The sequence below is a fragment of the Oxynema aestuarii AP17 genome, from assembly GCF_012295525.1.
In the GTDB taxonomy this organism is placed as follows: domain Bacteria; phylum Cyanobacteriota; class Cyanobacteriia; order Cyanobacteriales; family Laspinemataceae; genus Oxynema; species Oxynema aestuarii.
Window position 1 is genome coordinate 24,715 of record NZ_CP051167.1, and the last position, 21,222, is coordinate 45,936.

Here is a 21,222-nt window from a genome sequence, read left to right on the forward strand (position 1 = left end):
CTACCATTGTGTATTATTTAACGAAAATAGAACATTAATTAAAATAGAAATGTTTTTACACTAAAATATCGTACAGCGATCGTGTTTTTACGATAAATTGAGTGTAAATTCGTGTTCGGAAGCCTCGCAAGATTAGGGGAATTCTATGCTCGAAGAAGATCCGCAATTGCAATCTGTTTTCGATCGCCTGGTACGGGACAAAACCCAGTTAAAAGTTCTCGAAGTCGGCTGTGGTTCCTGTAGCTATCTGGATATGGGAGCGAACACCTACCTCGTCGGCATCGATCTGTCCGAGAAACAACTCGAACGCAATACCATTCTCGACGAAAAAATTTTAGGAGATGTCGAAACCTATAATTTCCCCGAAAACGAATATGATGTCATCGTTTGTTGGTGGATCTTAGAACATCTCGATCGCCCGGAACGCGCCTTAGCCAACTGTCAAAAAGCGTTGAAAAAAGATGGGATTTTAATTGTCGCCGTTCCTAACGTCATGTCCCTCAAAGGATTGCTGACGAAATATACTCCCCATCAATTTCACGTTTGGGTGTACCGCTATATTTTTGGAGAACAACTCGCCGGAGTAGACGATCGCGTCCCCTTCCGGACATTTTTAAGACAGACGATTTCACCCAAAGCGATCCAAGAATTTGCGCGCCACCACAATCTGAATGTAGAACATTTTTATTTATATGAAAATCCCCGTCAAAAACGCCTGCGAAATCGCCACCCGGCGATCGATACAAGCTGGAAAGTTCTCGCCACCGTCACTAAAGCCTTAACCTTCGGTCAAATTGACGCCGAACTGACCGATTTTATTGCCGTCTTGCGCAAAACCGAAGCGACCCACTCGTAAGAGAGAGGGAGGGGGGAATCGGGGGTGAGTGATTCCCTCGCCAGCGATCGAATCGCCCCCCGATGGAGTCGCGATCGCTCCCCACAAGAGACAAATCCAATTTTGTAAAATAGAATAGCCTTAGAATAGTCGAAGTGTAAAAGTCGTTTGGGTACAATCGATTCGTACTAGCCGTCGTTCGGCGATCGTCGGTTCTGTAGATCGGGCGGCGGAACAAGTCGAGATTGCTGGGGGAACGCCGACCCAATCCCGAAGGTTAACAACAGACTTATGGAGAACCAAATTTACACCGAAGACATCGATTTTCAGAAATATTGGCTAGTTCTCAAACGACACTGGCTTCCATCTTCCTGCGTATTTTTATTAATTTTTGCTTTAGCTTTTGCATTTGCCTACACCCGCAAACCGACCTACGAAGCCAGTGGCAAGTTACTGATTAAAAAACGGAACACCACCTCGGCGTTAGTCACCGAAGCCGGAGCCAAATTAGGCGAACTCGATTCCGTTTACCAACTCAACTCTCCCCTAGATACGGAAGCGGAAATTATTAGTTCGACGCCGATTATCGAGCAGACGATCGCCGAACTGCAATTAAAAGGTCCCGAAGGCAATTTAATCCCCCCGGGAGGGTTGTTAAGTGGACTGGGGGTCAAAGGGATTAAAGGCACCGACGTGTTGCTGATTACCTATCAAGCGGGAAATCCGGAAGAAGCGGCAACCGTCGTTAATAAAGTGATGGAAGTTTACATCGAAAATAATATTCTCGTCAATCGGTCGGAAGCCGCCGCCGCCCGAGAATTTATTAATAAAGAACTCCCCGAAATCGAAGCGAGATTGAGTAGGGCGGAGGCCGAATTACGCAATTTTAAAGAGCGAAATAATATCGTCGAGCTAGAAGAAGAAGCGAGATCGGCGGTTTTCGTCATGGGCGAAATCGAGACCGAAAAAAGTAAAAAAGAAGCGGCTCTCGCCGATGCGACGGCGCGCAGTGCGGCATTACAGCAACAAATGGGCCTCAATTCCGCACAGGCGATCGCCTTGGGGGCGATCGGGGAATCGATGGCAGTACAGAACCTGTTCCGGGAACTGCAACAAGTCGAGAACGACTTAGCCGTACAGCGCACCCGCTATCAATCCAAACACCCGATTATTGCCAATCTGACGCGCAAGCGCGTGAGTTTGCAAGCATTATTACAAGAGCGAATTCGAGATATTCTCGGCAGTCAACTGCAACTGCCCCGAGAAAGTTTTGAAATTGGTTTAGTCCAACAACAACTGTTATTAGATTTAGTCGATTCTGAAGTTCAACGTCTCGGCTTGGTTTCCCAAGTGAGAGCCTTAGAAGAGGCAAGGTATTCGCAGCAGCAACGGGCGAATGTTTTGCCGCGTTTGCAAGAAGGATTGCGCGAGTTAGAACGGAAAGTCAATGCGGCTCAATCGACGTATGAAATTTTATTAAAAAATCTGCAAGAAGTGCAGATCGTCGAGAACCAAAATGTCGGGAACGCGCGGGTGATTGCGAGTGCGAGTCCGCCGGAATTTCCCGTCGGATCGGGTAAAAAATTGTATTTGGCGGCGGGGATTGTGGCCGGGGGAATGTTGTATGTGGTCACGGCATTTTTATTGGAGTTAATCGATCCGTCGATTAAAACGGCGAAAGAAGTGCGCGAGGTTTTCCGCTATACCGTGTTGGGGATGATTCCCAAATATCGCAAAAAAGGGTTTTTCTTTCAAAATAAAATCGACCAAATTACACCGGATTTGCCCGTGCGCGATCGCCCCCACTGGGTGGTGAGTGAAACCTATCGGATGTTACAGGCAAATTTGCGCTTTTTGAGTCCGGATAAAGAACTCAAAACGATCGTCGTCACGAGTTCGATGGCGAAAGAAGGAAAATCTGCGGTAGCGGCGAATTTAGCGCTGGCGATCGCCCAACTCGGGCGCCGGGTTCTTTTGATCGATGCGGACTTGCGCCATCCCATCCAACACCACATCTGGGATTTAACCAATATTGCAGGCTTGAGTGATGCGATCGTCGGTCAAGTCGAACTCGACCAAGCCACCCTCGATGTCAGCGACAATCTCGACGTGTTGCCCTCGGGGGTGATTCCACCAAATGCCTTGGCCTTGCTCGATTCTAAGCGGATGGCCGGGGCGATCGAGCAATTTGCGCAAGACTACGATTTCATCCTGATCGATACTCCGCCGTTAGTGATGGCCGCCGATGCCTTGACCGTCGGTAAAATGAGCGACGGCATCGTTTTAGTCGTCCGTCCCGGGGCGATCGATCGCGTCAGCGCCGCCGCTTCCCAACAGTTGTTACGACAGTCCGGCGTCAATGTATTGGGCATCGTCGTCAACGGCGTCATCATGCAGAACGAACCCGATAGCTACTTCCACCACGCCCAAGCCTACTACAAGCAAGACCATCCCATCCCGATGAAAAAGATGGTCGCCCCCAGTCAGTCCGCACCCCCTCAAGTCCCGCAAGCCGATGAATAGTCCGATCGCCCGACTCTCCCATTGCTTGGGAATTTCCCTACTGCTCGCCGTTCCCTTCACTAGCGCCCCCGGAGCGAGTCAGCTTCCAGAATTGTCGCCACAAACAGAGCCACAGTCACAACCACAATTACCGCTACAGTTGCGCCCCGTCCCGCCAGAGCTGGAGCAACCCGGCGATTCTCCTGGGGACACACTACGCGAACGCCCGCCATCCCCGGAAACTTTACCCACGGAAGTTGTCAATCCCGATTACCTCCTCGGTCCGGGAGATCAAATCCGAATCACCGTTTTCGATTACGAAGAATACAGTACCCCCCAAGTCGTTCTCCCCGACGGTACGATCTCCCTGCCTTCGATCGGATCGGTACAAGCTGCCGATCGCACCCCGTCCCAATTAGCACGGGAATTAACCGTCCGGCTTCAAGAATGGCTCGTCAATCCCGTGGTCAGCATCGATCTCATGCGCCTGCGACCCGTCCGCATCAACGTCGCCGGAGAAGTCCGACGGCCCGGCCCGGTACAGTTGAGCAGTGTCACCGGATTGACCGAAAATGCCAATACCTTCGCCATCGAACTGCCCACCTTGAGTGCCGCCATTTTAAAAGCGGGTGGCGTCACGCGCAAAGCGGATATTAGCCGGATCGTTCTCACTCGCTACAGTCCCACCGGGGAGGGGCGTTCGTTCACGATCGACCTTTGGGAAACCCTATCGTCTGCCGAAGTACCGCGCGAGACGCTCTTACAAGACGGCGATGCTGTTTTTATTCCCGAGATCGAAGCGGGGGAAGGCATCGACCCGCGCCTCGTCGCTCAAAGTTCCCTGGCGCCGGAGACCGTGCGGGTGCGGGTGGTGGGACAGGTCACCCGTCCGGGAGAAATGCAAGTCCCGCCGAACAGTTCGATTTCGAGTGCGGTGGCGATCGCGGGCGGACCGACGGATAAAGCGGATTTGGCAGAAGTTAAATTTATCCGAGTCGGGGAAGATGGCAGTATTGAAGAGCAAGAAATCGATATTAGCAACTTAACCGATAATTATCAGATCCAAGAAGGGGATGTAATTGTCGTTCCCAAAAGTACACGCGGTGAGATTGTCGAGTTTGTCGGCGATTTTATTATTCCGACGAATTTGTTAATCGATATTTTGAGAAATGGGTTCTTTTAGGGAGTGGGGCGATCGCCAGACTCAAAGAGCGAAAAGATAGCTATGGCTCGATGAAAACAATTAAAACATGAATTAAAGCCAGTAGGGGCGAAACAATTTTCGCCCCTAGGTCGCAGTCAAAAAAAAATAAGGATGAGCGTGGCTCACCCTTCTAAATCCTTAATTAGGGAAGTTTAGGCAGATTGTTGCGTGACTAAACCCCAGACGAAAATAACGGCGATCGCGCCGAGAACGGCGGTAACAATTCCGGCAATACTCAATCCCGTTGCGGCGGAACTGACCCCCAAGACAGTTTTACCAATCCAGCCTCCAACTAACGCACCGAGGATTCCCAAGCCAGTAGTGGCTAAAAATCCACCGCCTTGTTTGCCGGGATAAATGAGTTTTGCTAAAGCTCCAGCAATGAGTCCTAAAATAATCCAAGATAGAAGGCTAATCATAAATTTAAGCTCCTTTATTCAAATTCTATTACTTTGGCCGACACATTCCTAAGCTATCAATTTTAAGTGGGGTTGACCATCTATCTAGAGGCAGAACAATCGAGATCGACTTGAAAAAATAAGCGATTGCCGTCTTTCTTTAGATAGAACTCTAGATAGAAACAGGGGCGACAGATCGCCTGACTCGCCATTTCGCTAAAATATCGAGCGATTTTGAATTCTAGGGCTTGGGCGATCGCCGATTGACCAAGCTGACGACCCTCGACGGCGATCCGCCCGCGATCGAGCGATTCGAGGATGATGGGAGAATCTAGAAGCGATCGTCTACCCACTCAGATCCAGAATCGAACATCAATCGAAAATCTAAAATCGAATTACACTAGATTGAAGTTTTTGTTTAAAGTTACAAGCTCAAATCTAAATTTATGACCGAATCTACTTCTCTAAGCGATCGCTATCTCGAACTGATCGATCGCATCGTCGAAATGACCCTCAAAGGTAAAGTTCGCTCGAAAGAACAAGTTTATCAAATGCTCTTGCGCGAGATCGATCGCGGAACCGGGGAAATCTTCGAGCGATGTTTGAGCGATCGCCTCAATCGCGTGGGATGGCAACTGAAAAAGGAAACGGACGAGTTAAAACAAGCGAAAGCCAATCGGCAACTGCGCGCCTTGCAGACCGTCGAAAAAGAGTGGGAACGCTGGCAAAAAGAAAATCGAGTTTCGGCGGCGATCGCCGCCATTTGCGATCGTCTCGAAGCCGCTTCCCCGGAGGATTGCCTCACCGTTGTTTTGGAGGCGATCGATCCCAATCAAGCCGAGATTTTAACCTTAGAACAAATCCGGGAAGTTGCCAAAACCTTAATGCAAAAAAGTGAAAAGATCGCCGACGAAGAGACGCGATCGCAACTGCAACAGATCGCCGCCGGACTGCAAAGCGGTTTAAAATCCTGGTCGCAAATCGAACCCCATCTCGTCAGTTGGATTTACGATCGCGGACGCGGACAACTCGGATTCGGCGGCGTTCCCGGACAAGATGGACCGTGGGCCACTTGGGAAAAACAAGTCGATAGTTCCTTGGCGCGCGATCTGTTCCGTCACCTTTCCTTCGATCGTCCGATCGCCGATCTCGTCCAAGGGCGCGATCGCGTGGAAATCTCCGATTTTTTGCAATTAGTCTTGATTTTGCGCGATTTACAACTGGGTTTAGTCACCTGGTTTGACAAAATGGTTTACGACTCCAAAATCGGCGCGAAACTGTCGATTGCCACCTATCTGACCTTTGCGACGATCTGGTCCCAACTCGGTCACGGCTTTCAGAGTCAAACGACGGTCAGTTCCACCACCCGCGATCGCGCCGTCCGCGCCTGTTTTCAAATGACCTTGCAAATTTTGCGCGCCTTCGCCGGACGGGAGTATTTCCCCCTCTACGGCGGAATTTTTGCCGCCTTTAGCGGAGATTATTTGCGCGGCGCCTTGCAATATCTAGACGCACCGCTCAAACACGCGGAAGGAACCGAGGAAAAAGCCCGGATTTTGACCCTGTTAGGCTATTCCATGCGTACCATCGGACAGTACGATCGCGCGATCGCCTTTCACCGCGAAAGCTTGGAGATCGCGCGCTCCGAAGGCGATCGTGTATGTGAGATTGCCAACCTGAATCACCTAAGTCGCACTCACGTGAGCCGCAAAGAGTACGGCGAGGCGATCGCCTACAGTCAGCAAGCATTAGTTTTAGCCCGTCAGGGGGGCGATCGTTTGGGCGAAGCCAACGCCCTCGCCAATTTAGGCTTTAGCGAGGTCTTCCAAGCGCGCCAGCGAGAAGAACTCAACCCGGACGTTTACGAAAGTGCGGTCAACTACTTGGAACAAGCCTTGCAATTGTTAGAGCGTTTGGGAGATAACTTCGCCGCCAATTCGGCCTTGCGCCAAAGTCAAGCCCTATGTTTTAGCAGTTTGGGGATTGCTTACGTGACCGTCGATCGCCATCAGGAGGCGATCGCCCATCTCGAACGAGCTTGGCAATCGGCACAAATTTCCGGCGACCTATATTTACAAGGGTTAACTTTAAGCTATTTAGCCCGCGCTTATTACCATCAAAATGACCTTCCAAAAACCATTTTTACCGGGTCGTTGGGGATGTATTTGCTAGAGCAAATTGAGGCGGTAGAATGGCGCGCGATCGCCGGATTGTTGACCGTGGTGCAAGGACAACTGAGTGCGGAAGGTTTCCAGGAAACTTTGCAACAATTGCGCTCTCAATTCCTCCCCGCGATCGGGGTCGATGGCTACGATTACATTCCAGAATTATTGCAAAAATATCGGGAATTTTTGGAGTAATACGGTTTTTGGCATTGGAAATTGGGGGAGTTGAGAATCGGAAATTCGTATAAAAGCGTCCAGTTTTTGACTCCTGAAACTCTTGAAATGGCGGGCAAGATGCCCGCCCCAGAGAACGTTTCGCACTTCCCTTTTATCGATCGCCTCTGGCCTCTTCCCTGTTGTTTTTGCTCCACTCACTCCCTAACTTAGGGTTCCACAATCACCGGAGTCCCGACATCAACTTGAGCGTATAAACTCAAAATATCCTTGTTGTACATGCGAATACAACCGTGAGAAACAGCCTGTCCGATTAAACTTTCATTGGGGGTTCCGTGAAAGCCGATCGAGTCCTTTCCATCGGTCCAGAAGCCGATCCAACGTGCGCCCAAGGGGTTGTCCGGACCGGGATAAACCAGTTCCCCCGTCCAGGGATGTTCCCAAATCGGATCCCGTAACATTTGAATCACTTGAAAACTTCCGGTCGGCGTTTCCCATCCTGTTTTTCCGACGGCGATCGGATAACTCGTAGCGACTTTTTCGTTACGGTAAACGTAAACGCGACGTTCGCTTAATTTAATCACCAATCGAGTCGTTCCCAGACGATAGGAGTCGCGATAATGTTCCTCAAAAGGAATAAATTTTGAGTAGTCGCCGAGGGGAGGTAATTGGGGGTTGTAATCTGTTAGGGGGATATTGGCTGTTGCCAGGCGATCGCCCGCCTCGCGATCGGTCTGGGCCCGAGCCGAATCTAGCCCCGATAGCAACAGAAATAGGGCGGTGAAACTCAAGCCAAGCCAACGTTGAAATAGAAATTCTCCTCGCACCATTTTTAATGATTTTTAATCCTTAACAATCTATTCCAATCTATTTCGAGAAAACCTGATAGTATTATACCTGAGTATTTTCAGGGTTCCGGTTTAAGCCGGATGCCCAAGAAAAGTACCAAAAAAATCAAAAGATTTACAGGGTTGCTCTGACAACAGTCTATATCTCTGGATAGATTACAACTGGAAGCGGGGACGACTAGGCTGTTGCCAAGGTTCCACGTCGATTCAGTATTCTTAACACGAAAGCTGTCGATCTCCCGCGATCGGGGAATAGCTGTCCAGAACGTTTATCTTGAAGTCAGCACCCCGCTTTAAAGAGACGGGGCTTCGTGCCTCTCCTTTCGTAGGGGCGTTTCGCGAAACGCCCCTACCCAGCCTAGGCGAGGCGCTATGACGCCGTGCACTTTAGGCGGCTCCGGCTAACAGGAGCGAGCGAAAACTGCACCTCTTTTCGCTCCCCCCCCCCACGAGGGGACGGCGGTTAAAACCGCCCGTATCGTTTTTCCTCCCTGCGCTAAAGCGACAGGGTTTCCAAACAAGAGCGAAGATTTTCCGTGAGGATGTTATGCGGATTAAAAACATGAAAGTCTTAACGGGTAGCGTGCTGTCGCTGGCCTTTTGCGTCGCTACGGTCGCTCCGGCGATGGCGCGTCCCGTGGTTGAAGGGCGTCAAGCGCAACTGGTCGCCCAAACGGACATGATGCCGAACGAAATGGTACGCGGTACGATTCAAAGTATTCGCAACGATCAAGTCACCTTAGAATTGCCGAACGGCGAAACGCGGGTGGTCGAAATCTCCGAAGACGAGCGCGATCGCCTCGGGATCCTTCCCGGGATGACCATCGAAGTGATGATGGACGACACGGGGGATCGAGTCGCTCAAGTGCGCGTAATCGATCCGACGATGGGGAACGACTCGACGGTGAACCGGACGACGACCACGAGAACGACCACGACGACGAGCGCCCCTCGGATGATGCGCGTCGATGGCGAAGTGATTTCGTGCGACGGAACCACCTTGCAACTGCGCTTGAATGACGGCACCATCGAAAGCTATGCCGTGACTCCGGCTCAGTGTGACGAAACCTGGCTGCGTCCGGGAACGCGAGTCATCTTAGAAACCGACGAGCGCAAAGTGGTCAACAATATCGAACAGCCTCAACCCGTGCGCGCCCTCTGGTAAAGCCGAAAGGTTGTTAACAAGATTGCTTAAAAACGATGTCCTTGAAGATGGGGACATCGTTTTTTTAGGGGGTGGCGATCGCCCCAGATTGCCCCGCAGCGACTAAGAACCGGGTTGGGGCCAGGGAATGTAAGCATCGGCAGCCAAAGCGCGGGCGACGGCGGCGGCCCCGTAACGGTTGAGGTGACTGGGATCGGCGAAATAGTCGTTTCGCATCAAACGGTTTTGGGTCGAGAGGTCGCGCCAGAGAAAGGCGCGTTGACTGGCTTGACGCATGTACTGGCGGAACTGAACCTCGCGCCATTCCCGGGTGGGGTCGAGATAGTCCCAGGTCACGGGAAGATTGACGATCGTCATCGGGATTCGACGCGATCGCGCGAATTGGGTGACAGCTTTCAACGCCGCATCTTGAGATCCGCCGAGATAAAAACCCGCATAGTCGCCGTCGTAAGCGCCGGGAACCCGAGGAAAATTGCGATAGTAGCGGGTCGGGTCGAAGCGGGTGGCAACACTGAGAAAGCCGTTGGCGTCGATCGCCCGTTCCACGGGAATCGCCCGCGCCAGGGTCGTGACCGCGACCGGATCGCGAAATTCGACGAATTGGGCTTGAGGAACTGACGCCAGTTTGACCGGGGCGATCGCGCCGTCGTCTGCTTTCAACGAGTCTCCTTTAAAAGTTGCGGACCGTTCGAGATCCTCAGACAGCGCCGTAGCGAGGCGATCGCCCGCCACCGCGTCGCCGAGACTGGGGCGCACCCCAGAGACGAGCAATTGATAGCCCGGAGACGCGACAATCTCGTTATAGGTGCGATCGAGCCGACCGCTATTAAAGGCGCGGACTCCATCGGCCCAGAGAATCATCTTCGGGAGGCGATCGGGGCCGAGCAGTTTTTGTAATTTAAAATTAACCACCTGGGCCGTCGCGCCATTAATACTGAAATTAAAAATCTTCAACCCCGGTTTTCCTCGCGCCGCGAGAGCTTGTTGTAACGCTTGCGGATCGACCCCCTGCAAGGCGCGGGAACTGCCGACAATGAGGACGTCGGGGGGACCGATCGCCGCCGAATAAGACAAATACAGTTCGAGTTGGGTGTCGAGGACCGTCGAACCAAACGTGGGATAGTACAGGGAAGAACTGCGCGCCGTCTGTTGTTGGGCGTAAGCCAGATAGCGCATGTACTCTTGCACCTTTTTCTGAGCAAAAGCGCGCTTGGGACTTTCCGGCGGAACCGACTGCATCCAGTAAATCGCCTGCAACCAGGCTTTCGCCACTTCGTCCCATTGGGCCGCCGAACTGGCGGTTTGAGCTAAATTCGCCGCCCGAGTCGCCGCACTGACCGCCTCCCCAAACGGATCGGCGCTGTTGGGAAAACCGACATTTTGGGCGAGTTGAAACAACGACGGCGTAGACGCGGCAGCATTGAAGCCTTCCGACGGCGAACACCCGGTGCAAAGGGCGATCGCCGCGATCGCCGCCACCCGCTCGAACCAACGTAACCCTTTAGGCTTGACAGGCTCGCCGCCGTGGAAGGGCGGCGATTCCCCAACCTCACGATTGGGGTTCCTACTTCCTTGTCTTCGGAGTTGTTCGCAGTTGCTTTTCGGAACAATGTCTTTCAAGTCTTACACTCACTCCACAGGCTGTAACGGTGTGTCCCACCACCCAAAAGATTGGATTCGGTCGGCATGTTGGCTGAAGTCCATCTTAACAAAGCCCAAGGGCCTGTCCCGAGCGAAACCGAAGGGGGACGGGGATTTCAATTCCGAAATTTTCGATCGCGCCCGATCCCGACCGGGTCGCCTCGGACAGGGGCACGAACGACCTGCAATCGCAGTTGAGATCGCCTCAGCGATCGGATTTAATGCGATCGATCTCATTTTGCAGGCGTTCGATTTCTTGCCGCAATTGCTCGACTCGTTCGCCACGGGGCGATCGCCCTTCGGAAGGCGTCGCCTCCACGTCCACGGACCCTCGGGACCCTTCCCGGCGGTAGTTCCCGGCGCGAATTTGGGCGTATTCGTTGGAATTAGCCCAATCGCGCAAGTAGGTAATCCGTTCGACCGTAAACGGATGGGTCATAAACACCCCTTGGGAAATATTGTTATAGAGGAAAAATTTATAAACCTGATTGAGTCCGTCCTCGTCGAGATGTTGGTAGCGTTCCGACTGACGCACCAACTCGTCGAGAGAGCATTCGTGGGCGTAGCGGGTCGAACCGCCTGCCATGCGCATCATCGTGTGCATCACCGGATTTAAGTCATCGACCACTAACAACGCCGCGCGATCGGCAGACAGTTCGGCTTTACGCAACCATTCGTAAAACGCCAAGACCAAACTGGTACTGACAATGCGGCTCATTCCCATCGTCAGGTCGGCGAGGAAAAAGGTAGCGCTAATCGCCCAAGTGGCCATTTGCATTAAGGTGGTGTGACCGCATTTAATATGGCCGAGTTCGTGGGCGATGGTGGCGCGCAGTTGGTCTTCTTCGAGTAAATCGAGCAACCCGGTATTTAAAACCATATAGGGATAATCCTGACCCAAAGCGTAAGCGTTGGCGAGGGGAGTTTGGGAAATAAATAAATTCGGTTCCGGGTAAATGTCGAGGTCGCGCACGCATTCGCGAAAAATGCGATAAATACTCGAATATTGGCGCGGTCCGACTTGAATGCTATTGCCCATCAAAAAGACGTATTGCGGGCGTTCGACTAAAAATTCGATAAATTTACGGGCGACCAGATCGAATCCGGGAATACTACGCAAACTTTGCTCGGCTTCGCGATCGAGGGGATGGCGAAAGGCTTCGCTGGAAATTCCGGTATAAGTAGGCATGTTAACAAATTGAGGTGATCCTTTGGGATCGTAACTATTTTAGATTTTAGATTTTGGAGTTGGGATTGAGGGTTTGGATCGCCGGAAATCGGCCCGCGTCGCTGTTGAGAGCTTTCCCTATTTGGATTGCGGGAGTCAACGGTTTCGCGATCGCCGATCCGATACGCTATATTCCTACATATTGCCAATCCCAAACCGTATAATTGCAACAGCCAGACTTGAAACCTCTTCAAACGATCGAGCAGAACATGGTAGATCCGATGGACGATATCGCGAGGCAAGCTCGCCAGGGCAGCGTCGCGGCGATCATTCAAGTCCTCAACGAGAAACTGGCGACTTCCGGCGTCCGCACTCGGGCGGTATTAGCCGATGGCGTCCTGCAATTGCTGTGCGAAGCGGTCAGTGCCGATCGCCTCGATCGCTCGCTCCTGGTCGATCGCATTCGTACCCTGCTCGAATCCCTCGCCCCGCGCAATATCCGCCGCGTCAATATTAACAGTCGTCTGGTGCGCGAACAGCAGTTACTGTGGTTGGAAGAAATCAGCCGCGACCCGGAAAATCAACTGCTGTGGTCTGAAGAAATTACGCTCAAAAAACCGAATATCCTGCGCCGTTTTGTCGAAGATCTCCAGATCGATCGCGCCTCCCGGTCGAAGTCCGGCTTGCGAAAAACCCCCTCGGAACGCCAGTTACGGGAACGGCGCCAGTTTCAGCGCGGGATTGTCGGCGGAATTGCGGCGAGTTTGTTCTTGCTGTTGGCGTTTGCGATTGTTTCTCAAACGCAATGGTTCGAGCAGTTTCGGGGTCAACCCGCCGAGTCGCCCCAACCGGACGTCACCGCTTCGCCGGACGTGGAAGCCCCCGATGCATTTGCACGGGCCGTTCGCCTCGCGGAACAGGCTTCGGCGGAGGGGAAACAGGCGGAAACTCGTTCGGATTGGTTGGTGATTGCGGCGAAGTGGCAGCAGGCGTCCGATTTGATGGCGTCGGTTCCGGCGGACCATCCCCGCTACGAGACGGCGCAAAACCGCACGGAGTTATATCGTCGTTACAGCGAGACGGCCCAGGAAGAAGCACGGAAGTTGCCGGAACAATAGACGATCGCCGTTTACGATCGCGGTCGCGAAGGGGTTCGCCGCACGATCGCCCGCACGAATTCGCAGGTTTGTTCGAGCAGGTCGAGGTTGAGATCGATCGCCTCGGGGAAGCGATCGCGGACCCGATAGACGAGCTCACGTAAATCGGTATTGCCTTTGCGGGCGCCCAAGCCTTCGATCGCGCATTCTAATTGTCTCGCGCCCATTTCCAAGGCGACGATCGCATTGTCGGTCGCGTGACCGAGGTCGTCGTGACAGTGGACGGAGAAAATGGCGCCCGGATTTGGCCCGTGGCGAGGGGCGATCGCGGCTAAGAATTGGCGAAAGGCTTCTGGGGTGGCGATTCCCAAGCTATCGGGTAGGTTGACCGTCTTCGCCCCGGCGGCGATCGCCACCGAGATCGCCCGGTCGAGAAAGTCCGGATCGGCGCGGGTGGCGTCGAACGCACTCCATTGAATATCGCTGCAGTAATGGCGTGCTAAGGAAATGCTGCGCTCGATCGCGTCGAGGGTGGCTCGTTCGCGACGGCGATCGGGTAAGTTGACGTTGGTGTAAGTATGAATGCGCCCCCGTTTCGCCGGGGCGATCGCCTCGGCGACCGCTTCGATTTGAGCGCGATCGTCCCCCGCCAACGCGCAAACTGCCGCCCGTTCGACTTCCCCGGCGACGGCGGCGATCGCCTCGCGATCGTGGGGGTAGCGTCCCGGATAGCCGACTTCGATCGCGTCAACGCCGATCGCGTCGAGTAAGCTGGCAATCCGCACTTTCTCGTGGATGCTGAAACTGACACCGGGCATCAGGGCGCCGTCGCGCAAGGTCGTATCGAACCAAATCGGTTTGGGGGGAGTAGGGGTCGGCACTGTCATGACTGTTTCTCACCATCGATCGCCATTCAGTTCAAGGCTTTTTCGGGTTCGGGGGCGATCGCCGAGGCGATCGTTTCTTCTAAGCTTTGCAAGTAATGACCCACACTCCAGCTCAATTCTCGCCCTCCGGCGTGTAGGTGGATCCCGCAGATCGATTCGGGTAAAAGGTAAAATTCTACCGTCGCCTCCGCGTCGAGTTCTCGATGCACGTAGTCGGCGATCGCCTGCCGTCGTTCTGCACAGAGCTCGAAGGCGCACCCGATCGCGATCTGCCCGTTTCCTTCGGCGATCGCGGCTTGCAAGGCCGTTCGGTCGCTAGTTTGCAGGCGATCGAGAAAGACCCGGATCGCTTGTTCTTCGAGGCGCGCGTCGGCTAGATCTCTTAACACTTGGCGGGCGATCGCCCAAACTTGTTCCGTGGTCCGTCGTCGCAATTCGTCGAGAAATGCCTCTCGTTCGGCGGCGATCGCCTCGTACCAGCGAGATTGACTGGTCTCTACCTCCTCGCGCAGTTTTTGTAATAACATCTTGCGCTCTTCTTGCGCTCGTTCTCGCGCCTCTTTTAAGAGTTCTTCCCGTTGCGCGTCCAATTGTCGATGTTTCTCTCGATAACGGTCCGCTTCGGCGATCGCTTCGTGCATTTTACTATCGGCTTCTTGCAACCGATGTTTCACTTTTTGCTTGCGATCGGCCATCACCCGCGCGATCGGTCCGTACAAAAAGCGCCTCAACAAGGCAATTAAAATTAAAAAATTAATAATTTGAGCGAAAAAGGTAAACCAATTAATCTCCACAATTTAGCCCCCTCCCAACTTAATAAAATAATTCCAATACGGATTGGCAAACAGCAAAATTAACGAAATCACCAAACAATAAATCCCCGTCGATTCCACCAACGCCAACCCCACAAATAAGGTTCGGGTAATATTATTCGCCTCGTCCGGTTGCTGCGCCAACGCACTTAACGCCTGGGCCAAGGCGCGCCCTTCCCCCAACGCCGGACCGATCGCCCCAATCCCGATGGTCAGTCCCGCCGTCACGATCGAACTCATTGCCACCAAAGTTAAATTATCCATTGTTTTACCGAGTTACAGTTAATAACCTTGAGTTAAGTCTTACCGATAAAAATAAAAATAAAATAATTCCCCATTTTTTTGATACTTTAATACATCATCAGCAAAATCCCATCGTTCACCGTTCCTCTCGATCGCTTATCTCCATCCCCGAAGCAATATAAACAATCGCCAAAATCGCAAAAATATAAGCTTGAATTAACCCGGTCAGCAACCCAAACGCTTGCATCACGATCGGGAAAAATAACGGCGTCAACGAAATTAACAAGCCGACAATTAACTGACCGCTTAACATATTACCGAACAAGCGTACCGCCAAGGCCAAAGTCCGCGAAAAATCGGAAATAATATTAAACGGTAACATCAACGGCGTCGGTTCTAAATAATGTTTGAAATACCCACCAATTCCTTGTTGCCAAATTCCATAAATTGGAACGGCAAAAAATACACAAGTCGCTAACGCCGAAGTCGTGTAAAGAGAAGCCGTTGGCGGGTAATATCCCGGAACGATCGCCAGAACATTAGAAACCGCAATAAATAAGAATAACGTCCCGACAAACGGCAAAAAAGGTTCGGCGGGTTGTTGCGCCACTTCGCGAATTTGTTGGCTGACCATTTCGACAATCGCTTCGAGTAAGTTTTGTCCGTCGGACAAGTCCGTAGAACTCGAAAGTTTACGAGAGATCGAACTGGCGACAACCGCGATCGTCGCCATCACCAACCAGGTAAAGACTAAGGTTGCATTGATATCGATCGATCCCCAATGCCAGTATGAAATTTGATCCGGAGTGAGTTTCATTTTTTGCCGTGTTCTTATTGTATGCGAAACGAGATAGGCGATCGGTTTTTGTTTTAAAAAATTAACGAATCTTCCTATCGATAACAATTCTTAATTTTCTTCGGTACCGGGTGGGGGATAAATTCGCTATTTCCCCAGACCCGATCGCTCGATCTGACCTGCTTAAGACGGTCTGGGTTATCGATAACTTTTAGAAACTGAAATCAATTGAGGTTTACTCAAACAACGAACTAAAATCGTTCGCATCACGATAAACCCCAACAAACCGGGGAAAATTCGTTCCCAGCGATCGCCGATGAGCAGATAAAAAGCAATACCTACAAAACTAAATCGAATCAAAAAACTACCGACGAGAAACAGATAAGGATGACGGGTTTTTCTCAGATAGCCAATCGTCCACCACAACGCCCCAAAATAGAAGCCACCAAAAGCCAGTCCTCCCGCGATCGCGATCGCCATACTCCAGAGTAAATCCGTTGTAGATAACATTCCATCCCCCGATTTTAAATTAGTTTAAATCATTTATCCTTGACGTTCTTTTTCGATCCAATACCACGCCGTCAAACAGCCTAAAACAATGCCGATAAATAATCCCATCAACGTCCAAGAATAGGGACTGGGAAAATGAGTATCGATCCAAATCCCCGCCGCGATTCCCAGTAATGCGGGAATAACGACAGACCAACCGACTAAACCATACATTCCCAATCCATACCAAATACTGCGATAGCGATCGCGGCGGGCTGCTAATTTTCGCCTCGCTTTTTTATCGACAGTATCGCGAAATTCTTGCCAAGGTTCCGGGCGATCGCGATCGTGATTCATGGTAAATTTTCCTTGTTTCTATGAGTCGATAAAATAGATATTTGTCCTGAGTATCAGCTAGGCAAAAGCCAAAAGTTAATAGAAAGAAAACAAAATAAAAAATAAATTTACGATACGGGCATCCTCCCCACTTCTATGTAATTCATATTCTCATCAGTAAATAAACAAAAAATGGGGGAGGTGTACCGATCGAAATCAAATATTTGCAATCCATCAAAGATCGAATCATCTAAAATCTAAAATCATCTAAAATCTAAAATCTAAACTCCCTTTTCTAATGCCATAAATTGGCGTAAAATTGTTGCTTCCAGACGGGCGATCGCGCAACGGGCTTTTTTCTGTTGTTCGTCTAGGCGTTTGAACTCCTCATCGACAGTTTGACGCAAGCTGTTTAAATCTTTGCTACTGACTGCATTTCGGGTTGACAGCCAGACCTGGCGATCGCACTTGACTAAAATCCCGCCATCAACGGCGATCGATTGTTTGTCCGAGTCGGAAGTCAAAGAAGTAAAAAATGTTAGAATCCCCGGAACCAAAGCGGTGACACAATCGATGTGATTGGGAAGTAAAGTAAAATAGCCGTTTTCAGCTTCAGCAATAATTTTTTTAACTGAAGTTTCGATTAAGATTTCCGTCGGCAATAATATTTTAAATTCCATCGATCGCCCGTCCCGGTTTTAAATTTAATCAATCCCCGATTTACTACTTCCAAATCCAATCTAGAATCTAAACTCTAAACTTCCTTTGCTTCATCAATACTCCCGATCGCATACAGCGCACTTTCCGGATAGTTAGAAAACTCATCGTTGAGGATGCGATCGCACCCGTCCAAAGCATCCTCTAAAGACACCAATCGGCCCGGTTTGCCTGTAAACTGTTGGGTAGAAAAAAACGGTTGAGTTAAAAACCGTTCCAGCCGTCGGGCGCGATAGACAATTTGGCGATCTTCTTGAGATAATTCTTCAATACCGAGCATGGCGATAATATCTTTCAACTCCTCATAATTCGCCAAGGTCGAACGAATCGCTTTGGCAATTTGATAGTGGCGATCGCCGACCACGTGGGGCGCCAGCATTTTCGAGCCGGATTGCAACGGATCCACTGCGGGATAGAGGCCCTCGCTGGCCCGTTTGCGCGACAGGACGATCGACGCGGAGAGGTGGGCGAAGGTATGGACGGCGGCGGGGTCGGTGAAGTCGTCGGCGGGGACGTAAACGGCTTGAATGGAGGTGATGGCGCCGGAGGCGGTGTTACAAATGCGCTCTTCTAATTCGGCGAGTTCGGTGGCGAGGGTGGGTTGGTAGCCGACGCGAGACGGCAAATGTCCCATCAGACCGGACATTTCTTGTCCGGCTTGGACGAAGCGAAAGATATTATCGATCAGCAACAGAACGTCTTGTTTGGCGTCGTCGCGGAAATATTCGGCGATGGTGAGGGCGGCGTGACCGACGCGGAAGCGGGCGCCGGGAGACTCGTTCATCTGACCGAAGACCATCACGGTTCGATCGAGGACTCCGGCGTCTTGCATTTCGCGATAGAGTTCTTCGGCTTCGCGACAGCGTTCGCCGATCCCACAAAAGAGGCTGACCCCTTCGTGTTGGGCGATCGTGTTGTGGATGGTTTCGGTAATTAACACGGTTTTGCCGACTCCGGCGCCGCCGAACAGTCCGGCTTTGCCGCCGCGTTCGAGGGGCGCCAGAACGTCGATCGCCTTAATTCCGGTGGTGAGAATTTCCGAACCCGTCGCCTGTCCGGTGAGGGGAACGGGGGCTTGATGGAGCGATCGCCATTCGCCGCCGAGGATCGGTTCGCCGCGATCGATCGCCTCGCCGAACACGTTGACCATGCGTCCGAGGAGGCGATCGCCCACGGGGACTTGCAAGGGATGCCCGGTATCGGCGATCGCCTCGCCCCGGGCCAGACCGCGTACTGGGGTTAATGCCACGCCCTGGACCGTATGCGGGTCTAAATGGGCCAAGACCTCGATCGCGATCGCGCGGTCTTCTCCGGCGACCAACTTGGTATAAATCGGGGGCAGACTTTCGTCAAAGTGAGCCTCGATAATACTACCGCGCACACTGCATACCGTTCCCCAATTCACCGCCGTGGCGACAGTTGCGGGTTCCTCTTCAACTTTCACGACCGAAACCTCCTCAAGGCACGATCTCGGAGCATCCGGGCAGGAGAATCGCCCGCCTAATCCGGGTGAACCAACTTCAAGCGATGCACTCGTCCCGACCGTTCCCCGGCCAAGATCGTATCGCCATCCGCCGCAAACTCACAGCACCACAAGGCATCGGCCCCGGTAAAACTCGCCAGTAGTTCGCGACTTTCCAAATCCCACAGTTTTAACGTGCGGTCTTCCGAGGCGGAAACCAGGCGTTTGCCGTCGGGACTGACCGACAATCCCCGGACACGTCCTTGATGTCCGGTAAGTGTAAACAGATTTTTACCCGTTTCCAACTCCCACACTTTGATCGTCTGGTCCGTGGAACCGGAAATCACCCACCGTCCGTCTGGGGTGGCGATCGCGGGGCGCACCGTGCCTTGATGACCGTAAAGGGTTAAAAACAACTCTCCGGTCTCGATTTCCCAGATTTTCACCGTTTTATCTACCGAGGTGGAAATCGCATATTTGCTATCTGGGGTCACGGCGACCGCTTGCACCGAACTTTGATGACCTTGAAGAGTCCTCAACTCAGTTCCCGTCGCTAAATCCCAGACTTTGACCAGGTGGTCTAACGACCCGGAAATCAAGTATTTGCCGTCCGGGGTCACGGATAGGGCGCGTACCCAAGCTTGATGTCCCGTTAAGGTGGCGAGTTCTTTCCCGGTGTCCAAATCCCAGATTTTGATCTTGCAGTCGCGTCCGCCGGAAATCGCCCGTTTCCCGTCCGGGGTGACGGCGATCGCCTGTACTTCTTTCGTATGTCCGGCGAGGGTTAACAGTTTTTCCCCGGTTTCGAGGTCGGACACGTGCAAGGTTTTATCGAAGGACGCCGAGACGACCCGCTTACCATCCGGGGTACAGGCGACTTCCATGACGCGATCGCCGTGACGGGTCAACAAAACTAACGCCGTTCCCGGTTTCAACGTCCAAATTTTTAACGTGCGATCCGCCGAACCGGAAATGACGCGATCGCTCTCGGGGACGATCGCCACGGTCCGCACCACGTCGTGATGTCCGGTCAGGGTAAATAGCTTGTTCCCTGTCTCCAGATCCCACAGTTTTAAGGTGTGGTCGTCGGAACTGGAGATCATCTGGCGCCCGTCTCGACTCAAAACCACGGCCCTGACCGTGCCTTCGTGGGCGGGAATACTGTAGCGCAATTTGCGTTTGTCGAGATCCCACACTTTAATCGTGCCGTCTTGCGCCCCGGAAAACGCCGTTTTGCCGTCGGGGGTGACGCCGACGGTCCGCACCGTGTCCGTATGTCCGGTGAGGGTAAACAGTAGTTTGCGCTTGTGGAAATCCCAAACTTTGAGGGTGCTGTCGAAGGAGGCGGAAATCAGGCGCTTGTTGTCTGGCGTCACGACTAAAGCGCGCACGGCGCCGGAATGTCCGGTGAGGGTGTGCAGTTCTTTCGCCTTGTCGAGGTCCCAGATTTTAATCGTTTTGTCGGAGGAACCGGAAATCAAGTGCCGTCCGTCGGGGGTGACGGTTACGGCGCGCACCCAGTCTTGGTGACCCGTGAGGGTGTGTAGTGCTTCCCCGGTTTCCAAATTCCAAACTTTGAGGGTGCGATCGTCGGAACCGGAGATCGCCCGTTTGCCGTCGGGGGTGACCGTCAGGGTTCGTACCCAGTCTTGATGACCCGTGAGGGTATGTAGCGCTTCCCCTGTTTCCAGGTTCCAAACTTTGATCGTGCGATCGTCGGAGGTGGACACGACCCATTTGCCGTCCGGGGTCGCCGCTACGGCAGTGACGGCCAGGGAATGACCCTGGAGGGTGTGGCACAATTCTCCCCCGGACGGTTTTAAGGTCGGTTTGGAAGCGGTGGCGGGAGACGCGATCGGGTCTGCAGTCGGTTTGAACATGGCCTGAACCTCACGCGAGCGAGTCTGGTAGTTGCTCAGACTCGGAACATTCGATCGGGGGCAGTGCGACGGCTGGCGGCGCGACGATCGCAACCGGAGGAGTTTTTAAAGGACTTCACCTTAAAAACTTAGTCAGTCAAGACTTAGGCTGGGTAGGAGCGTTTCGCGAAACGTCCCTACTGAAGTTGAGCTATGAAGCCCCATCACTGAGCGTGCGGGGTGCTGACATTTAGAGGCGATCCCCCTTTCGTTCGATCGCCGTTATCGATATCGTTCATCTACTGCGATCGATAAGCGTCGATCTACCTCTTATTCAACCATCAAGAAAGGCTCACATAAGGAATTTAAAGGTTTTCTTAATTTGTGGATGAAAACCCTTTAGCCTCCTTGTTAAACTCGGGGG

At 52.4% G+C, this 21,222-nt stretch carries 20 protein-coding genes; 6 read left to right on the plus strand and 14 right to left on the minus strand.

What is annotated here, in order from left to right; translation table 11 throughout:
• Window positions 1-145: 145 nt before the first annotated feature.
• The 3 genes from HCG48_RS00100 (at window position 146) to HCG48_RS00110 (ending at window position 4,520) form a co-directional block, all read left to right on the plus strand.
• Complete coding sequence (locus HCG48_RS00100; RefSeq protein ID WP_168567343.1) at window positions 146-856, plus strand: class I SAM-dependent methyltransferase; 711 nt, start codon at window positions 146-148, stop codon at window positions 854-856.
• A gap of 270 nt (window positions 857-1,126) precedes the next feature.
• Window positions 1,127-3,358 (plus strand): GumC family protein, encoded by a 2,232-nt coding sequence (locus HCG48_RS00105; protein ID WP_168567344.1) that lies wholly within the window; start codon window positions 1,127-1,129, stop codon window positions 3,356-3,358.
• The gene (locus HCG48_RS00110; protein ID WP_168567345.1) at window positions 3,351-4,520 is read left to right on the plus strand and encodes a polysaccharide biosynthesis/export family protein; all 1,170 of its coding nucleotides are present in this window, start codon (window positions 3,351-3,353) and stop codon (window positions 4,518-4,520) included. Before HCG48_RS00105 ends, HCG48_RS00110 begins: the two co-directional genes overlap by 8 nt.
• A gap of 173 nt (window positions 4,521-4,693) precedes the next feature.
• Here the strand turns inward: HCG48_RS00110 and HCG48_RS00115 are convergent, their stop codons facing one another.
• A complete protein-coding gene (locus HCG48_RS00115) occupies window positions 4,694-4,960 on the minus strand; it encodes a GlsB/YeaQ/YmgE family stress response membrane protein (protein WP_445974473.1) in 267 nt (88 codons plus the stop codon).
• An 80-nt stretch (window positions 4,961-5,040) separates the two neighbouring features.
• Complete coding sequence (locus tag HCG48_RS00120; RefSeq protein WP_168567346.1) at window positions 5,041-5,292, minus strand: hypothetical protein; 252 nt, start codon at window positions 5,290-5,292, stop codon at window positions 5,041-5,043.
• Window positions 5,293-5,385: 93 nt separating this feature from the next.
• Between HCG48_RS00120 and HCG48_RS00125 the strand changes: the two genes are divergently transcribed.
• Window positions 5,386-7,299: a tetratricopeptide repeat protein gene (locus HCG48_RS00125; RefSeq protein WP_168567347.1), complete on the plus strand. Its 1,914-nt coding sequence runs from the start codon at window positions 5,386-5,388 to the stop codon at window positions 7,297-7,299.
• A 188-nt stretch (window positions 7,300-7,487) separates the two neighbouring features.
• On the opposite strand, the gene HCG48_RS00130 is transcribed toward HCG48_RS00125, so the two are convergent.
• Window positions 7,488-8,108: a L,D-transpeptidase gene (locus HCG48_RS00130; RefSeq protein WP_168567348.1), complete on the minus strand. Its 621-nt coding sequence runs from the start codon at window positions 8,106-8,108 to the stop codon at window positions 7,488-7,490.
• A gap of 580 nt (window positions 8,109-8,688) precedes the next feature.
• Here HCG48_RS00130 and HCG48_RS00135 point away from each other — a divergent pair.
• The gene (locus HCG48_RS00135; RefSeq protein ID WP_168567349.1) at window positions 8,689-9,291 is read left to right on the plus strand and encodes a hypothetical protein; all 603 of its coding nucleotides are present in this window, start codon (window positions 8,689-8,691) and stop codon (window positions 9,289-9,291) included.
• Between the two features lie 102 nt (window positions 9,292-9,393).
• Here the strand turns inward: HCG48_RS00135 and HCG48_RS00140 are convergent, their stop codons facing one another.
• Complete coding sequence (locus tag HCG48_RS00140) at window positions 9,394-10,911, minus strand: hypothetical protein (protein ID WP_246259784.1); 1,518 nt, start codon at window positions 10,909-10,911, stop codon at window positions 9,394-9,396.
• A 226-nt stretch (window positions 10,912-11,137) separates the two neighbouring features.
• Entirely contained in the window at window positions 11,138-12,121 is a 984-nt protein-coding gene (locus HCG48_RS00145) for a M48 family metallopeptidase (protein WP_168567350.1), read from the minus strand.
• Window positions 12,122-12,369: 248 nt separating this feature from the next.
• On the opposite strand from HCG48_RS00145, the gene HCG48_RS00150 reads away from it, so the two are divergent.
• Complete coding sequence (locus tag HCG48_RS00150; protein ID WP_168571662.1) at window positions 12,370-13,218, plus strand: hypothetical protein; 849 nt, start codon at window positions 12,370-12,372, stop codon at window positions 13,216-13,218.
• Window positions 13,219-13,229: 11 nt separating this feature from the next.
• Here the strand turns inward: HCG48_RS00150 and HCG48_RS00155 are convergent, their stop codons facing one another.
• From HCG48_RS00155 to HCG48_RS00195, 9 genes are all read right to left on the minus strand, one after another.
• Window positions 13,230-14,084, minus strand: coding sequence for a hydroxymethylglutaryl-CoA lyase-like TIM-barrel protein (locus tag HCG48_RS00155; protein ID WP_168567351.1), 855 nt, complete (start codon window positions 14,082-14,084; stop codon window positions 13,230-13,232).
• Between the two features lie 26 nt (window positions 14,085-14,110).
• On the minus strand, window positions 14,111-14,878 hold the full coding sequence (locus tag HCG48_RS00160; RefSeq protein WP_168567352.1) for a F0F1 ATP synthase subunit B family protein: 768 nt from the start codon (window positions 14,876-14,878) through the stop codon (window positions 14,111-14,113).
• A 3-nt stretch (window positions 14,879-14,881) separates the two neighbouring features.
• Window positions 14,882-15,160 (minus strand): F0F1 ATP synthase subunit C, encoded by a 279-nt coding sequence (locus HCG48_RS00165; protein WP_168567353.1) that lies wholly within the window; start codon window positions 15,158-15,160, stop codon window positions 14,882-14,884.
• Between the two features lie 115 nt (window positions 15,161-15,275).
• On the minus strand, window positions 15,276-15,956 hold the full coding sequence (locus HCG48_RS00170) for a F0F1 ATP synthase subunit A (protein WP_168567354.1): 681 nt from the start codon (window positions 15,954-15,956) through the stop codon (window positions 15,276-15,278).
• Window positions 15,957-16,133: 177 nt separating this feature from the next.
• The gene (locus HCG48_RS00175; protein ID WP_168567355.1) at window positions 16,134-16,445 is read right to left on the minus strand and encodes an ATP synthase subunit I; all 312 of its coding nucleotides are present in this window, start codon (window positions 16,443-16,445) and stop codon (window positions 16,134-16,136) included.
• Window positions 16,446-16,478: 33 nt separating this feature from the next.
• On the minus strand, window positions 16,479-16,781 hold the full coding sequence (locus HCG48_RS00180; RefSeq protein WP_168567356.1) for an AtpZ/AtpI family protein: 303 nt from the start codon (window positions 16,779-16,781) through the stop codon (window positions 16,479-16,481).
• A gap of 260 nt (window positions 16,782-17,041) precedes the next feature.
• Window positions 17,042-17,440: a F0F1 ATP synthase subunit epsilon gene (locus HCG48_RS00185; RefSeq protein ID WP_168567357.1), complete on the minus strand. Its 399-nt coding sequence runs from the start codon at window positions 17,438-17,440 to the stop codon at window positions 17,042-17,044.
• Between the two features lie 74 nt (window positions 17,441-17,514).
• Window positions 17,515-18,921, minus strand: a complete 1,407-nt coding sequence (atpD, locus tag HCG48_RS00190) for a F0F1 ATP synthase subunit beta (RefSeq protein WP_281362057.1) — start codon at window positions 18,919-18,921, stop codon at window positions 17,515-17,517.
• A 56-nt stretch (window positions 18,922-18,977) separates the two neighbouring features.
• Window positions 18,978-20,819, minus strand: coding sequence for a WD40 repeat domain-containing protein (locus HCG48_RS00195; protein ID WP_168567358.1), 1,842 nt, complete (start codon window positions 20,817-20,819; stop codon window positions 18,978-18,980).
• Window positions 20,820-21,222 lie beyond the last annotated feature (403 nt).

What these genes read in the sequence shown, in the direction of transcription:
- HCG48_RS00195 (WP_168567358.1), bottom strand. Translation starts at nt 20,819, where the DNA reads ATGTTCAAACCGACTGCAGACCCGATCGCGTCTCCCGCCACCGCTTCC.
- HCG48_RS00175 (WP_168567355.1), bottom strand. Translation starts at nt 16,445, where the DNA reads ATGTTATCTACAACGGATTTACTCTGGAGTATGGCGATCGCGATCGCG.
- HCG48_RS00105 (WP_168567344.1), top strand. Translation starts at nt 1,127, where the DNA reads ATGGAGAACCAAATTTACACCGAAGACATCGATTTTCAGAAATATTGG.
- HCG48_RS00150 (WP_168571662.1), top strand. Translation starts at nt 12,370, where the DNA reads ATGGTAGATCCGATGGACGATATCGCGAGGCAAGCTCGCCAGGGCAGC.
- HCG48_RS00170 (WP_168567354.1), bottom strand. Translation starts at nt 15,956, where the DNA reads ATGAAACTCACTCCGGATCAAATTTCATACTGGCATTGGGGATCGATC.
- HCG48_RS00165 (WP_168567353.1), bottom strand. Translation starts at nt 15,160, where the DNA reads ATGGATAATTTAACTTTGGTGGCAATGAGTTCGATCGTGACGGCGGGA.
- HCG48_RS00135 (WP_168567349.1), top strand. Translation starts at nt 8,689, where the DNA reads ATGAAAGTCTTAACGGGTAGCGTGCTGTCGCTGGCCTTTTGCGTCGCT.
- HCG48_RS00110 (WP_168567345.1), top strand. Translation starts at nt 3,351, where the DNA reads ATGAATAGTCCGATCGCCCGACTCTCCCATTGCTTGGGAATTTCCCTA.
- HCG48_RS00145 (WP_168567350.1), bottom strand. Translation starts at nt 12,121, where the DNA reads ATGCCTACTTATACCGGAATTTCCAGCGAAGCCTTTCGCCATCCCCTC.
- HCG48_RS00100 (WP_168567343.1), top strand. Translation starts at nt 146, where the DNA reads ATGCTCGAAGAAGATCCGCAATTGCAATCTGTTTTCGATCGCCTGGTA.
- HCG48_RS00125 (WP_168567347.1), top strand. Translation starts at nt 5,386, where the DNA reads ATGACCGAATCTACTTCTCTAAGCGATCGCTATCTCGAACTGATCGAT.
- HCG48_RS00180 (WP_168567356.1), bottom strand. Translation starts at nt 16,781, where the DNA reads ATGAATCACGATCGCGATCGCCCGGAACCTTGGCAAGAATTTCGCGAT.
- HCG48_RS00185 (WP_168567357.1), bottom strand. Translation starts at nt 17,440, where the DNA reads ATGGAATTTAAAATATTATTGCCGACGGAAATCTTAATCGAAACTTCA.
- HCG48_RS00155 (WP_168567351.1), bottom strand. Translation starts at nt 14,084, where the DNA reads ATGACAGTGCCGACCCCTACTCCCCCCAAACCGATTTGGTTCGATACG.
- HCG48_RS00115 (WP_445974473.1), bottom strand. Translation starts at nt 4,960, where the DNA reads ATGATTAGCCTTCTATCTTGGATTATTTTAGGACTCATTGCTGGAGCT.
- HCG48_RS00130 (WP_168567348.1), bottom strand. Translation starts at nt 8,108, where the DNA reads ATGGTGCGAGGAGAATTTCTATTTCAACGTTGGCTTGGCTTGAGTTTC.